The organism is Ignavibacteriales bacterium, from assembly GCA_016709765.1.
Classification (GTDB): Bacteria; Bacteroidota; Ignavibacteria; order Ignavibacteriales; family Ignavibacteriaceae; genus IGN3.
In genome coordinates this window covers 161,128-174,059 of the sequence record JADJMD010000015.1, presented here as the reverse complement: position 1 = coordinate 174,059, position 12,932 = coordinate 161,128, and the positions used below count along the sequence as shown (strand labels likewise).

Here is a 12,932-nt window from a genome sequence, read left to right as displayed (position 1 = left end):
AACTAAATTGAACTTTTTTGTTCAAAAATGAATTACTACTTTAAACAGTGATAAATTAATTACTTAATGAAATGAAAGATATCAAACAAACTCATTTTCTTGGATTTTACAACGCTCTTATGGATGGCGATAAGGACAAATGCGCAAGTATCGTTCAATCCTTAATAGAAGAGGACGTAGCCTTAAAAGATATTTATGTAGAGCTTTTCCAAAAATCACTATATAGAATTGGAAAACTTTGGGATCACAATAAAATATCTATTCCCGAAGAACATTTAGCTACACGAATAGTGGAATCACTTATTAGTCGCTTTGCTCCAGTTAGTGATGGCAATAAAGACAAAAAAGTTGTTATAACTTGCATTGATAAAGAATTTCATGAAATCGGTGCTAAGATGGTATCTAATGTTTTTGAGCTTAAAGGATGGAAAACTTATTATCTCGGTGCTTCAGTTCCCGCTAAAGAAATAATAAAATTTGTTAAACAGATTGATCCTGATGTAATTGCACTTTCCTGGGGGTTATACTTAAATCTCGGCAGATTTTTAGAAGTGGTTGATCATTTGACCAGATTTTTCCCGACTAAAAAAATTGTTGTTGGCGGTCAGGCATTAGCTGAAAATTCTGAAAATATTTTGAAAAAGTATAAGAATGTTAAATACATTGATTCTCTTAATTCACTAGAATCTTATATAAAAAAAGCAGTTTGATTTAAAGATCGGCAAAGAATTACCCTTTGCCTTTTGTTTTTTAATTTTATAAACTTAAGCACACTTAAAAATATATTTAGAATTACTTAAATGATTAATATTTCACAAGAAGATTACTTAACAGCTATTTACCGCAATCTAGATGATGCCGGAGAAATTAAGCAAAATCTACTTGCAGCAAAGTTGAAGATTTCAAATGCTGCCGTTACGGATATGCTTCGCAAACTATCTCGTGATGGTTTTGTTGACTATCAAAAGTACAAGAGCATAAAATTAACTAGAGAAGGTGAAACCTACGCAAAAAACATGCTTCGTCGCCATAGAATATGGGAAGTGTTTCTTCATCAAACTCTTGGGATGACTTGGGATAAAGTGCATGATGAAGCAGAAAAATTAGAACATTCTTCTTCGGATGAACTAATAAATTTATTGGAAGAATTTTTAGAATACCCGGAAGTTGATCCGCACGGTTATCCGATTCCTGATAAAAATGGAAAGATAAAAAACACAAAAACAGTTGTTGCAATTAAGGAATTAAAAGAAAATGATTCCGCAAGAGTTATCATGGTAAATGATGATGTTAAAAATCTTTTATCATACGTTACAAAAATTGGAATTACACTTGGTAAAGAAATTAAAATTAAAGATATACTTGATTACGATGGATCATTATTGATTTTGTTAGATAAAAAAGAAGTAAATCTCAGTAGTAAAATAGCGTCAAACATTTTTGTGGAAAAGATAGTATAGGCTTAATATGAACGAACCACTAATGCTTTTAACGATCGGAATCATTCTAATAATAATATTTGTGCTATTGTTTTATCCGAACAAAGGAATAATATCAGTCTGGAAAAAATCCCGCAGCGCAAATAAAAAAGTATTGATTGAAGATGCCTTAAAATATCTATACAATTGCGAGTATAATAACATTAGTTGCACATTAAATGGAATTGCTGGCAACCTTTCTATTTCTGCCGATGATGCAACCGATATAATTTCAAGATTGGAATCGATGGGATTAGTATCTGCAAAAAAAAACGAATTAAGTTTAACCTCCGATGGAAGATCTTATGCACTTCGAGTTGTGCGTGTTCATCGATTATGGGAAAAATATCTTGCAGATGAAACAAGTGTTACAGAAAACGAATGGCATCAAAAAGCTGAAGAAGTAGAACATATACTAACACCTGAACAAGCAGATAGACTTGCTGCGCAAATTGGCAATCCTGTTTTTGATCCGCACGGCGATCCAATTCCATCGGCTTCCGGCGAGCTTCCGATAAAAAAGGGAAAACTACTAACTGAAATGAAACTTAACGAGTTTGCAAATATTATTCATGTTGAAGATGAACCGAACGCAATTTATTCACAGATACTTGCCGAAGGTTTATTTCCTGGAATGCAAATAAGAATGATGGAGATTTCTGATAAGCGAGTTAAATTTATTGCGAATGGCGAAGAGTGTATTCTTTCTCCTTTAATTGCAAAGAATATTACAGTTGGTGTTTTGCAATTTGAAAAACAGATTGAAGGAAAGTTTAAAGCACTTTCATCTTTAAAAATTGGTGAAGAAGGAACTATACTCGGAATAGCAAAGTCATTACGCGGGCAGCAGCGCAGAAGATTAATGGATCTAGGAATTGTTCCGGGAACAAAAATAGAAGCAGAGCTGCAAAGTTTAACCGGTGATCCGGTTGCATACAGAGTACGCGGAACCACTGTTGCGTTGCGAAAACAGCAAACCGAAAAGATTTATTTGCTGAATGAAAAGGATAAATAATTATGACAAGTGGTGATTTAAATAATTGTGCAAATTGTCCGGTTCACAATATGGGCAATTTAAAAAAACTTGGTATAGATATGAGCAGTTTTGATTTTGTCGTTGCTCTTGCCGGAAATCCAAACACGGGTAAAAGTACTGTGTTTAATTATCTAACAGGATTAAGACAGCACACCGGCAATTGGCCGGGCAAAACAGTAACGCGTGCTGAAGGCGGATTTGAATATGGCGAGAAAAAATTTAAGCTGGTTGATTTGCCGGGAACTTATTCATTACTTTCTACAAGTACGGATGAAGAAGTTGCACGTGATTTTATTTTGTTCGGACAACCCGATGTAACGGTTATTGTTGTAGATGCAACGCGAATTGAACGAAATTTAAATCTTGTTTTACAAATTTTAGAAATTACAGAGCGCGCTGTTTTGTGTTTAAATCTTATGGATGAAGCAAAACGAAATGGAATCCAGGTAGATGATAGAACTTTGGCTAAAGAATTAGGAATTCCTGTGATCCCAACATCTGCAAGACAGGGGGAGGGAATGAACGAGTTGTTAAATATGATTCACGAAGTTGCAACTGGAAAGTATGTTTGTAAACCATATAGACTTAAAACCAACTCTTCGGAATTAAATAATGCAATAGAAAGGCTGAGTATGGAAATTGAACTTGAATATCCGGGTTTACCAAATTTGCGTTGGGTTTCATTACGTTTACTTGAAGGTGATCAAAGTATTATTGATGCAATTCGAAATGGTGATTTAGGGAATCTTAAAAAACAAGAATTAGTAGAATTATCCAATGATTAAAAATGTGAATATGACTACAACTCTAATTAAATAATATTCACCAAACACAATAATTAAAATATAAAGCCCCATTTACTTCAAATATTTTTCAAACCATCTCTTACGTATTTCATCAACTTCTTTACGGTGGGATTTTAAGAAATGATCTCCGCCTTCCAGCATTACTAAACGATAAGGAATTTTTAGATCTAAAAGCTTGTAAGAAAGATCAAGTGAATCGTGCGGCAAAACTCTGGTATCATCATTACCATGTATTATAAGCAATGGAGTTTTTTGCGATAGTTTATCAGCAAAGTTTACTATTGATCTTGTTTCGCACCTGCTTGTAAACTCATCTTCTTCATACCTACCAAGAGTATGTTCATAAAGTCTACGCATAAATTTGCTTTCATCGGAGTTACAACGAAGATTTGCAATTCCACCTAATACAATTGCAGCTTTAAATAGATTTGTTTTTGTTAATGTAAGATAAGTCATCATTCCGCCACGGCTCCAGCCTTCAATTCCCCAAACATCTTTATTTGCTTGTGGAACATCATCAGCTAGTGGAATTAAATTTAGAACATCGTTTAAATCGTCACCACCAAAATCATCGTGTCCTTCACCGCCATCGTTACCGCGATACTGAGAAGCAAAAACACAATAACCCCAGCTTGCAAGTTGTCCGTAAATACCCCGAGCAGTAAACTTATCAATTGCTCCGGCATTTCCAATTCCGCCGCGACACCAAATTACACAAGGATATTTTCTTGAATCGTTCTTTGGATAAGCTATATAACCCATCACTTTAAATCCATCAGACAAATAAGTTATCTTTTCAACAATTGATTTTTCCAGCGTATCGTTTCCCCAGCCACTGGAAATCATTTTCTGCTGTTGTTTGTTTAGCTCAACTATTTCACGACTAATTATTTTACTCATTTAGATAACCGTTTTTTATATATTTGCTCTATACAAATATCGGAAAAAGCACAATGGCTAAAAAACAGATTAATCAAACAGAGCAAAAATCAAACAAGACAAAAAGTAAAATATCCTTACAAACAATTGTTATTGCAGTATTATCACTTGCTGTAATTGGATTTTTTATTGTAAACAATTTTATAACACACGAGCCTAAAGTGGAATATTATACTTTTACAAAAGAAGGTGAACTAACGTTTACGGATTCTCTTAGTGCATTAAAATCAAAGATTGATCTTGAGATTGCAGATACTGAATACGAGCGGGAACTTGGATTGATGAACCGCAATGAAATGAAGGAAAACCAAGGAATGCTTTTTATTTTTCCGATCCAGAGAGATCAATCCTTTTGGATGCGTAATACGCTAATTTCACTTGATATGATTTTTGTAAACGAGCAGAAGCGAATTGTAACAATTCATAAAAACACAAAGATATTATCAGACCAAAGTTATCCATCCTCAGAACCTGCACTGTACGTAGTAGAAGTTATTGCTGGATATACAGACAAGCATAACATTCAAGTAGGAGATAAAATTGATTGGATGGGAACCAAACTAGGTTTATGATTTCGCATCTTATATAATTTTTTATTCTTTTCTTCAATACTTCAGAATTTATTATTAAAGGAGATACTGTATGTCATCGTTTAAAAATATTGCGATACTGGGTGGTGGAAATATTGGGTTATCTATAGCCAGAGGCCTAAAAAATTCTGATTTATACAATGCAGAAAATATTCATATAACCAGAAGAAGAATTGACCTTCTTGATGAATATAAAAATTTAGGATTTAAAGTTTCTTCAGAAAATAAAGAAGCAGTAAATAATGCAAAGGTAATTATTATTGCTGTTCAACCTCAACAATTGAATGAGTTGCTATCTGAAATTTCGAGTAATTTGAATCCCGAAAAACACATTATAATTTCTGTTGTTTCAGGCGCAAGCATAAAGGCGATTAAAAATCATTTAGGCAAAAATATTGAAGTTATAAGGGCTATGCCTAATACTGCTATTGCAATCCAGGAATCAATGACATGCATTTCTGCCGATACAAAGAACAGTGGATCCTTAAAGGTTGCTGAAGAGATATTTAATCAGGTTGGTAAAACACTGGTGATTGATGAAGAATTAATGATCCCTGCTACTGCGCTTTGCGCATGCGGCATAGCATTTTTCTTAAGGGCTGTAAGAGCGGCTTCACAAGGTGGAATCGAAATTGGATTCCATTCTGAAGAAGCATTATTGATGGCGGCTCAAACTGCAAAAGGTGCTGCTTCATTATTATTAAGCGGTGAAGCACATCCGGAAAGTGAGGTTGATAAGGTTACAACTCCGCGCGGCTGCACAATTTCAGGGTTAAATCAAATGGAACATAATGGATTTAGTTCTGCATTAATTAGAGGAATTATAACTTCAGCAGATAAAGCAGCACTTCTGTATAAAATTGATTAGCTAAAAGAATTAAGTTTAGCCGTAAAGCGTATCTTCAACAAGCTCACAAATAATGTGAGCAATTGTTATATGGCCTTCTTGAATTCTCTGCGTATTTGAAGAAGGGACTACAATCGGAAGATCAACAATTGATTTTAGATTGCCGCCGCTTCCGCCTAATAATCCTATTACTTTCATTCCTTTTGCATGAGCAGCTTCAACAGCTTTTATAATATTGGCAGAATTACCGCTTGTAGAAATTGCTAAAAGAACATCGCCAAGAACACCAAGTCCTTCAACATTTCGTGCAAACACATTTTCAAAACCGATGTCATTTCCACCGGCAGTTAAATTTGATGAATCAGTTGTGAGCGCAATAGCAGGTAAAGCGGGACGCTGGATATGATGACTTAATCTTATCATAAACTCTGTAGCAATGTGTTGGCAATCAGCAGCGCTTCCTCCATTACCACAAAGTAAGAGTTTGTTCCCGTCTTTGTAAGAAGCTACAACAATATCAACGGCTTTAATTATTTCGTCAGCAAGCTGATCTTTAATCTTAAGTTTTGTTTCAGAACTTTCGTTAAGAGAATCAATTATAAATTTTTGTGCGTCCAATTTTAAACCAAGATTGATTGTTTAATATGTACAGCAGAAGCAAACTCTCTTATCAAATCCCAATTATTTTCATCTTCAAAATAATTTCCGGTTACAATTATCGAAGCACCGCTTTCAACTTTTTCTCTTGCTACTTTTGGATTTCTAATTCCTCCACCAACAATAACAGGAATGGAACATTGATTAGAAACTGCTTTTACCATTTCATTTGGAACAGTATTCTCAGCCCCGCTTCCGGCCTCAAGATAAATCAATTTCATTCCAAGATATTCAGATGCAAGCGCAGTTGCTGCCGCGATCTCTGGTTTATTTCTTGGAACTGGTAAACTTCCGCTCATATAAACGGCGGTTGTTGTTAAACCTGATTCAACTAAAATATAGGCAGTGGATATAGGTTCAATTCCACTTTTCTTGATTGATGATGCAGCGAGAACGTGTTTTCCGATTAAATGCTCAGGATTTCTTCCACTTACAACTGAAAGAAATAAAATTGCATCTGCAAAAGAAGAAACTTGCGTGATACTGCCAGGAAAAATTATTGATGGAAGTGTAGTATTGATTTTTACTTTTTTAATAAAGTTTTCAAAATCACCATTAACCATTAAACTTCCGCCTACTAAAAATCCGTCAACACCGGATTTTTCACAATGCTTGAGAAATCCTGCAAGTTTGTTTTCAGAAAGTTTATCAGGATCAAGCAGAATTAAATATGCCGCTCCTTTTTCCTTAATAGTATTTAATAGATAGTTGTAAATCTTCATAAATATTGATTTATAGCTAATTCAATATAGGAATTTAGGTTTTGAGAAAAAAGATGGAGTTTTCAATGATTACTGCGATTCTTTAAATAATGTATCCCAATAATTGTTTTTGCATCAGTTATTTCACCTTTTGTAATCATTGTTTCAATTTCATTTGATGAAAATTCAAGGATTTCCATTTCAAGTTCACCTTCTTCACGATTATGATTTCCGGCAATTAACCCTTCAGCAGAATAAATATGAAGAATTTCTGTGCAATAACCAGGAGCTGTGTAAATTTCACCAAGCTTTTTAATTACTTTTGCTTTATACCCTGTCTCTTCTTCAAGTTCACGAGTAGCACAGACTAATGGGTCTTCACCTTTATCTAGTTTACCGGCAGGAAGTTCAATCAATGTTTTTTGAAGCGGATATCTGAATTGTTTAACTAATATTATTTTGCCGTCATCTTTAACAGGAACAACAACAGCTCCGCCCGGATGAATTGCTATTTCTCTTATTCCTCTGTTACCGCTTTCGTATTCAATCTCATCAACTTGATGATCAAATACTTTTCCTTTATAACGTATTTCTGATTTGAGAAGTTTGTAGTTCATAGGGAATTATTTTGGATTTAGTTTCGTTATTCCACACTTGATGCGGAATCAATTTTTGTGAAAGTAAGGAAGCCGAAACAAGTTCGGCATGACCAAATAAAAATTTACTTTCTGTATTTAGAATCATAATATGGAATAAGTTCGCTGCCGAGAAATTTAACCACTGCAGCTACAACTCCTAAATCATCAAGATATCCTATAAAAGGAGCAATATCCGGTATTGTATCGATCGGTGAAATAAAATATACCAGCCCCATCACAACAATGGCTTTACGATGCCAGCTGACAAGCGGGTCTTTTATATAGCTGTAAAGCGCCATAATGTCTTTTGCAAAAGATATTTTCTTGCCTACGCGCTGAACTTTACTCCACAAATTTTCTTCAACGTAGTTAGATTTTTCGCGGTAGTTTTCTTCAATTTCCTTTTCCGTTTTCCCGCCTGTTCGGAAAGCCCCAAGATCGCCAAGGTTTTCAAAAATTTCATCATCGGGAGTTATAATTTCAAATTCTCTTTCTTTCATTTCTGCTCCTATTTTTGATGCTCTCTAAACCAATCAAATACTGTGTTCCACCATAACTTTGCATTTTGTGGTTTTGAAACGAAATGCGTTTCATCAGGAAAATACAAGAACTTACTTTCAACTCCCGACCTTAGCAAAGTTGTAAATAATTGAAAAGCTTGTTCTTCCGATAACCTAAAATCAAAAGCACTATGCACTATTAACATTGGTGTTTTAAAATTCTTTGCATATTGATGCGGGGACCATTTAACATACGCTTCACGATTTTCCCAAGGAGTTCCATTAACATCCCATTCAGGGAACCATAATTCTTCTGTTGTTCCCCACATGCTTTCAAGATTATAAGTCCCATTGTGACAGAACAAAGCATTAAATTTATCATTGTGTCCTTCAATCCAATTAATCATGTATCCACCATAAGATGCACCGGAAGCAAAAGTATTTTTAGAATCTATAAAAGAAAAGTTCTTCAATGCGTAATCATAACTGTTCATTAAATCAGTATAAACTTTTCCGCCCCAATCGCCAGATATTTCATCTGTAAATTTTTGTCCATATCCAGTTGAACCACGTGGATTTGGTGCAACAACAACATAACCGGCACCAGCAAACATTTGCAAATTCCATCTGTAATGGAAATTATCTTCCCATGCGCCTTGTGGTCCACCATGAATTAAAAACATCATCGGATATTTTTTGTTGGGATCAAAAAATGGTGGTTTTACTAATATCGATTGAACCTTATCTCCATTAGCTCCTTCACAATAAAATGTTTCAACAGAATTCATTTCAAGCTGGGAAAGAATATCTTCATTGGTAAATGTAATTCTCTTTAAGGTGTTCTTACCATCAGTACTTAATGAAAATATTTCAGTCGGAAGATCCGTGCGCTGCTTTAAGAAGTAAAGTGCTTTGCCATCTTTCGAAAGCTCAATATTTGTATTATAATTTTCTTTGTGAAATAAATCAATTGTCCCTGATTTTATATCAAGCTTATAAATTGAATTGTAAATTTCATTGGCAGCAATAAAATAAATTGCTTTAGAATCCGGTGTCCAGATAAACTCATCAACAGATTTATCAAACTCTTCGGTTAGAATTTTTGCTTCGCTTGTTTTACGATTAAACAAAATCAATTCTTTTTTATCAGCTTCAAATCCCTCGCGTTTCATCGAAGTCCAAGCAATCCAGTTTCCATCTGGAGAATAAACCGGCTGGCAATCAACACCTTTGCTTGTTGATATAAGCTTTGGAGTTTGTGGAGAAGTTAAACTAACAAGATAAATCTCAATATTAGTGCTTGTTGCTTTAGTAAATTCAGGATTTAAAGAATACGCAACTTCACTTCCATCGGGAGAAAAATTGTAATCGTTTGATGAACCAAGTGCCATTGGTGGAACATCTTCTTTATTAGTTTCAGTTAAATCGATGAACTCACCTGTTGCAATATCAAGTAAAAACAAATGGCTGCGTTTGTGTCCTCGCCAATCATTCCAGTGACGATACATTAATTCTGTAAAAATCTCAGCCTTAACTTTGCTTTCCTCTTTTGCTTTGTCTTTTTGTTCGTTGCAATCTTGTGTTGTACACTCCGGATAAACAGAAGAAACAAATAAAATTTTCTTTCCGTCTGCAGACCATTCAAATCCCGATGCTTCGGTGTAAATATTAGTTAATTGTTTTTCGTTAGAACCATCGATATTGCATTGCCATATTTGTCCACCACGAGCAAATGCGATTGTTTTTCCGTCCGGAGAAAAATTTGGTTCGGATTCATTTTTATCAGAGTTTTTTAATGCCCTTAAATTTTTTCCATCTGCATTAATTAAATAAATATCTGTATTTCCTTTGTTTGCTTCAAAAGAGTAACTGGTAAGTGTATATACAATTGTTTTTCCATCCGGTGAAACATCATAAGTGCCAATGCGTTTCATCGCCCAAAGATCATCTACATTAATTGCTCTTTTGGTTTGTGAAAAAACTGAGATTGTAAATAATACTGCAATTGAGAATAAAAGAAAGATTTTTGCTCTAATAAACATTGGTTCTCCGATGTGTTCTAATTGTTAAATCAAAAATAAGACTGTTATTAGATAAAGACAAAGTAAACAGATGAACAAAACAATAAATTCAATCTTAAAATCATTATAACTAACTTTGTTACAAACTTTTTACAAAATGAAACAAGAAACACAAAACATATTTCTGCCCGGCGGATTTAAGCAATTTAGGATCCTAAAAACTAAGTACGTTTTAAACGATAAAAATATTTTAGTTATTGGATCAGGAAGTGAAAAAATTGCAGAAAAAATGATTGAATCTGGGGCACGTGCAGTTACAATGATTGTAAATGATTACGATTCATTGATTAATGCACGCTTAAATCTAATCACAGACAGTAAAGTTGTTGTTAAGATGATGGATTTTGATAACACTGATTTTAATATTGTAGAGTTTGATCTTGTTTATGCACAAGCTTCAATTTCATTATTGCATAGAAATAAGATTGTAAAAGAGATAAAGCGTATTTTAAAACCGGATGGAACATTGTGTGTTGCTGAAATTACAGTTCTAACTAATGATTATCCTCCTTTTGTAAGAAATATTTTCGATACATCAGAAATGTTGCCTTTGTTAAATGATGGTTGCGGAGCTTATTATACCGAAAGAAATTTTTCTGTTTCGTACGAAGAAGATCTTTCCTCATCATTGCAAAGTTTTTATGAACACACAGCTCAGGAATTAGATGATACTATTTATAAGTTGAACGAAAAAGAAAAAAGTTATTACAAAAAATTGTTAAAAAAAATTAGCCACGAATCCAATGCTTACTTAAAACTTGGGGCAGATAGATACATTGGATTTAAAATGCTGATACTGAAGAAAACCATTTAGTATTGCCATTCCCACGGAAGTGGGAATCCAGCAAACACTAAGATTTAGATTCCCGCTTCCACGGGAATGACTCCTGAACAATAAGAAAGACAATGAATATCAAAAAAGGCGACATAGTAGAATTCCAAATTGAAAAGTATGCATTTGAAGGAAAAGGAATTGCAAAAGTTTCTAAGAATGAACTGCTTGGCTTGAATGAAGAAAACGGCAACGAAAAGAATTATGTTGTATTTGTTGTGGGATCTTATCCCGGAGATACAGTAAACGCTCGTTTGCTTAAAATTAAAAACTCTTATGCAGAAGCTTTGGTTATGGAAATACTTACTCCTTCAAGTGAAAGAGTAAAAGCGAAATGTAAATTCTTTGGAACTTGCGGAGGCTGTAAGCAGCAAAATTTGAATTATAATTCGCAGTTAAAATATAAACAACAACAGGTTTGGGAAATATTTAACAAACTCGGTGGATTTACTGAGTTTGAAATGGAACCAATTATTCAATCAGAAAATGTTTTTTATTACAGAAACAAAATGGAATTTTCTTTTAGTGAAAGAAGATGGTTAACAAAAGAAGAAATTGTTGTTGAAGGAACGCTTGATAGAGATTTTGCACTCGGTCTTCACATTCCCAAAATATTTGATAAAGTACTCGATATTGATGAGTGCTTCCTGCAATCAGAGCTTAGCAATAAGATTTTAAACTTTACTAGAGATTTTTTTAAGAAAAGAAATACTTCAATCTATTCCACAAGAACTCATACTGGATATTTAAGAAATCTTGTTATCAAACAATCTTTTCATACAAATAATTTAATGATTAATCTTGTTACGTCAGAAGAAAATGACGAATTGGTTAACGAGTATTGTGATGAGTTAGGAAAAGAAATTCCACAAGTAACAACCGTTATCAATAATATCAATAAAAAGTTTGCTGCTGTTGCAGTTGGTGATTATGAAAAGGTTATTTATGGTTCCGGTTTTATTTATGATGAGATAGGTAAGTATAAATTCAGAGTTAGTGCAAATTCGTTTTTTCAGACCAACACTGTTCAAGCAGAAAAGCTATATCAAACAGCGTTGGATTATGCTGAGTTAAGTGGAAGTGAAATTGTTTATGATCTGTATTCCGGTGCAGGAACAATTACAATTTTTATTTCGGGTAAAGCAAAAAAAGTTTATGCTTTTGAAGCTGTTGAATCAGCAATTGCAGATGCAAAAGTAAATGCTGAGTTAAACAATATTTCAAATGTTAAATTTTTTATTGCTGATCTTTACAAAACTTTTCTTCCGATAGTTGATAAATACAACATCCCAAAACCCGATGTAATGATTATAGATCCGCCAAGAAGTGGAATGCACCCAACAACAGTTGATGATGTGATAAAACTTATACCACAAAAAATTGTATATGTTAGCTGCAATCCCGCAACACAAGTGCGGGATATAAAGTTATTGGTTGAGGCTGGTTATAAATTAATTAAGATAAAACCCGTTGATATGTTTCCGCATACTTTTCATATTGAAAATGTTGTGCTGCTAGAAAAATGATGAAATTATAAGCTAACCAAATTTTGCAATTGGACTTTGCGCAATATGTTTTCTCATAATCAAACACTCGTAAAAACAATTTAAAAAGTATGTTTTACGTAGTAATTTTAGAAAAATCAGTTTTTTTTGTATTATTGTGGAAAATAATAAGTTATAGCCAATTCTTAATGTCCATTTAAAAAACGCAGAATGATTCAAAACACACCTTACGCATCAATGAATTTTAATAAAATTACGTTGGCTTTTTCTGAAGTGGATGAACGCCTTTTTTTGAAAAAATATTTCTCAGATTCTATTTTTC

At 33.7% G+C, this 12,932-nt stretch carries 14 protein-coding genes; 8 read left to right on the top strand and 6 right to left on the bottom strand.

Annotation, left to right across the window (positions count from 1 at the left end; genetic code table 11):
* The first annotated feature begins 71 nt into the window (after positions 1–71).
* The 4 genes from IPJ23_18025 to IPJ23_18010 all read left to right on the top strand — a co-directional run bounded on the left by IPJ23_18025 (position 72) and on the right by IPJ23_18010 (position 3,299).
* Positions 72–710, top strand: a complete 639-nt coding sequence (locus tag IPJ23_18025) for a cobalamin-dependent protein (protein ID MBK7632556.1) — start codon at positions 72–74, stop codon at positions 708–710.
* 90 nt (positions 711–800) lie between these two features.
* Complete coding sequence (locus tag IPJ23_18020) at positions 801–1,460, top strand: metal-dependent transcriptional regulator (protein ID MBK7632555.1); 660 nt, start codon at positions 801–803, stop codon at positions 1,458–1,460.
* Between the two features lie 7 nt (positions 1,461–1,467).
* Positions 1,468–2,493, top strand: coding sequence for a metal-dependent transcriptional regulator (locus IPJ23_18015; protein MBK7632554.1), 1,026 nt, complete (start codon positions 1,468–1,470; stop codon positions 2,491–2,493).
* Between the two features lie 2 nt (positions 2,494–2,495).
* Positions 2,496–3,299 carry a 50S ribosome-binding GTPase gene (locus IPJ23_18010; GenBank protein ID MBK7632553.1) on the top strand — a complete coding sequence of 268 codons (804 nt, stop codon included), beginning with the start codon at positions 2,496–2,498 and terminating at the stop codon, positions 3,297–3,299.
* Positions 3,300–3,371: 72 nt separating this feature from the next.
* Here IPJ23_18010 and IPJ23_18005 read toward each other — a convergent pair whose 3' ends face one another.
* On the bottom strand, positions 3,372–4,220 hold the full coding sequence (locus tag IPJ23_18005) for a S9 family peptidase (GenBank protein ID MBK7632552.1): 849 nt from the start codon (positions 4,218–4,220) through the stop codon (positions 3,372–3,374).
* 53 nt (positions 4,221–4,273) lie between these two features.
* On the opposite strand from IPJ23_18005, the gene IPJ23_18000 reads away from it, so the two are divergent.
* Positions 4,274–4,831: a DUF192 domain-containing protein gene (locus IPJ23_18000; GenBank protein MBK7632551.1), complete on the top strand. Its 558-nt coding sequence runs from the start codon at positions 4,274–4,276 to the stop codon at positions 4,829–4,831.
* Positions 4,832–4,901: 70 nt separating this feature from the next.
* Positions 4,902–5,717 (top strand): pyrroline-5-carboxylate reductase, encoded by an 816-nt coding sequence (gene proC, locus IPJ23_17995; protein ID MBK7632550.1) that lies wholly within the window; start codon positions 4,902–4,904, stop codon positions 5,715–5,717.
* A 15-nt stretch (positions 5,718–5,732) separates the two neighbouring features.
* On the opposite strand, the gene IPJ23_17990 is transcribed toward proC, so the two are convergent.
* The 5 genes from IPJ23_17990 to IPJ23_17970 all read right to left on the bottom strand — a co-directional run bounded on the left by IPJ23_17990 (position 5,733) and on the right by IPJ23_17970 (position 10,234).
* Positions 5,733–6,314: an SIS domain-containing protein gene (locus IPJ23_17990; protein MBK7632549.1), complete on the bottom strand. Its 582-nt coding sequence runs from the start codon at positions 6,312–6,314 to the stop codon at positions 5,733–5,735.
* 2 nt (positions 6,315–6,316) lie between these two features.
* Positions 6,317–7,075: a geranylgeranylglyceryl/heptaprenylglyceryl phosphate synthase gene (locus IPJ23_17985; GenBank protein ID MBK7632548.1), complete on the bottom strand. Its 759-nt coding sequence runs from the start codon at positions 7,073–7,075 to the stop codon at positions 6,317–6,319.
* Positions 7,076–7,137: 62 nt separating this feature from the next.
* Entirely contained in the window at positions 7,138–7,671 is a 534-nt protein-coding gene (locus tag IPJ23_17980; protein ID MBK7632547.1) for an NUDIX hydrolase, read from the bottom strand.
* Positions 7,672–7,775: 104 nt separating this feature from the next.
* Positions 7,776–8,192, bottom strand: a complete 417-nt coding sequence (locus IPJ23_17975; GenBank protein MBK7632546.1) for a DUF1232 domain-containing protein — start codon at positions 8,190–8,192, stop codon at positions 7,776–7,778.
* An 8-nt stretch (positions 8,193–8,200) separates the two neighbouring features.
* Positions 8,201–10,234 (bottom strand): S9 family peptidase, encoded by a 2,034-nt coding sequence (locus tag IPJ23_17970; protein ID MBK7632545.1) that lies wholly within the window; start codon positions 10,232–10,234, stop codon positions 8,201–8,203.
* Positions 10,235–10,370: 136 nt separating this feature from the next.
* Between IPJ23_17970 and IPJ23_17965 the strand changes: the two genes are divergently transcribed.
* Positions 10,371–11,087 carry a methyltransferase domain-containing protein gene (locus IPJ23_17965; GenBank protein ID MBK7632544.1) on the top strand — a complete coding sequence of 239 codons (717 nt, stop codon included), beginning with the start codon at positions 10,371–10,373 and terminating at the stop codon, positions 11,085–11,087.
* A 92-nt stretch (positions 11,088–11,179) separates the two neighbouring features.
* Positions 11,180–12,631, top strand: coding sequence for a 23S rRNA (uracil(1939)-C(5))-methyltransferase RlmD (gene rlmD, locus IPJ23_17960; GenBank protein ID MBK7632543.1), 1,452 nt, complete (start codon positions 11,180–11,182; stop codon positions 12,629–12,631).
* The last annotated feature ends 301 nt before the right edge of the window (positions 12,632–12,932 follow it).

Coding starts and splice junctions, on each gene's coding strand:
- rlmD (MBK7632543.1), top strand. CDS start 11,180: ATGAATATCAAAAAAGGCGACATAGTAGAATTCCAAATTGAAAAGTAT.
- IPJ23_18000 (MBK7632551.1), top strand. CDS start 4,274: ATGGCTAAAAAACAGATTAATCAAACAGAGCAAAAATCAAACAAGACA.
- IPJ23_18020 (MBK7632555.1), top strand. CDS start 801: ATGATTAATATTTCACAAGAAGATTACTTAACAGCTATTTACCGCAAT.
- IPJ23_18010 (MBK7632553.1), top strand. CDS start 2,496: ATGACAAGTGGTGATTTAAATAATTGTGCAAATTGTCCGGTTCACAAT.
- IPJ23_18025 (MBK7632556.1), top strand. CDS start 72: ATGAAAGATATCAAACAAACTCATTTTCTTGGATTTTACAACGCTCTT.
- IPJ23_17970 (MBK7632545.1), bottom strand. CDS start 10,234: ATGTTTATTAGAGCAAAAATCTTTCTTTTATTCTCAATTGCAGTATTA.
- IPJ23_17980 (MBK7632547.1), bottom strand. CDS start 7,671: ATGAACTACAAACTTCTCAAATCAGAAATACGTTATAAAGGAAAAGTA.
- IPJ23_18015 (MBK7632554.1), top strand. CDS start 1,468: ATGAACGAACCACTAATGCTTTTAACGATCGGAATCATTCTAATAATA.
- IPJ23_17965 (MBK7632544.1), top strand. CDS start 10,371: ATGAAACAAGAAACACAAAACATATTTCTGCCCGGCGGATTTAAGCAA.
- IPJ23_18005 (MBK7632552.1), bottom strand. CDS start 4,220: ATGAGTAAAATAATTAGTCGTGAAATAGTTGAGCTAAACAAACAACAG.
- proC (MBK7632550.1), top strand. CDS start 4,902: ATGTCATCGTTTAAAAATATTGCGATACTGGGTGGTGGAAATATTGGG.
- IPJ23_17975 (MBK7632546.1), bottom strand. CDS start 8,192: ATGAAAGAAAGAGAATTTGAAATTATAACTCCCGATGATGAAATTTTT.
- IPJ23_17985 (MBK7632548.1), bottom strand. CDS start 7,075: ATGAAGATTTACAACTATCTATTAAATACTATTAAGGAAAAAGGAGCG.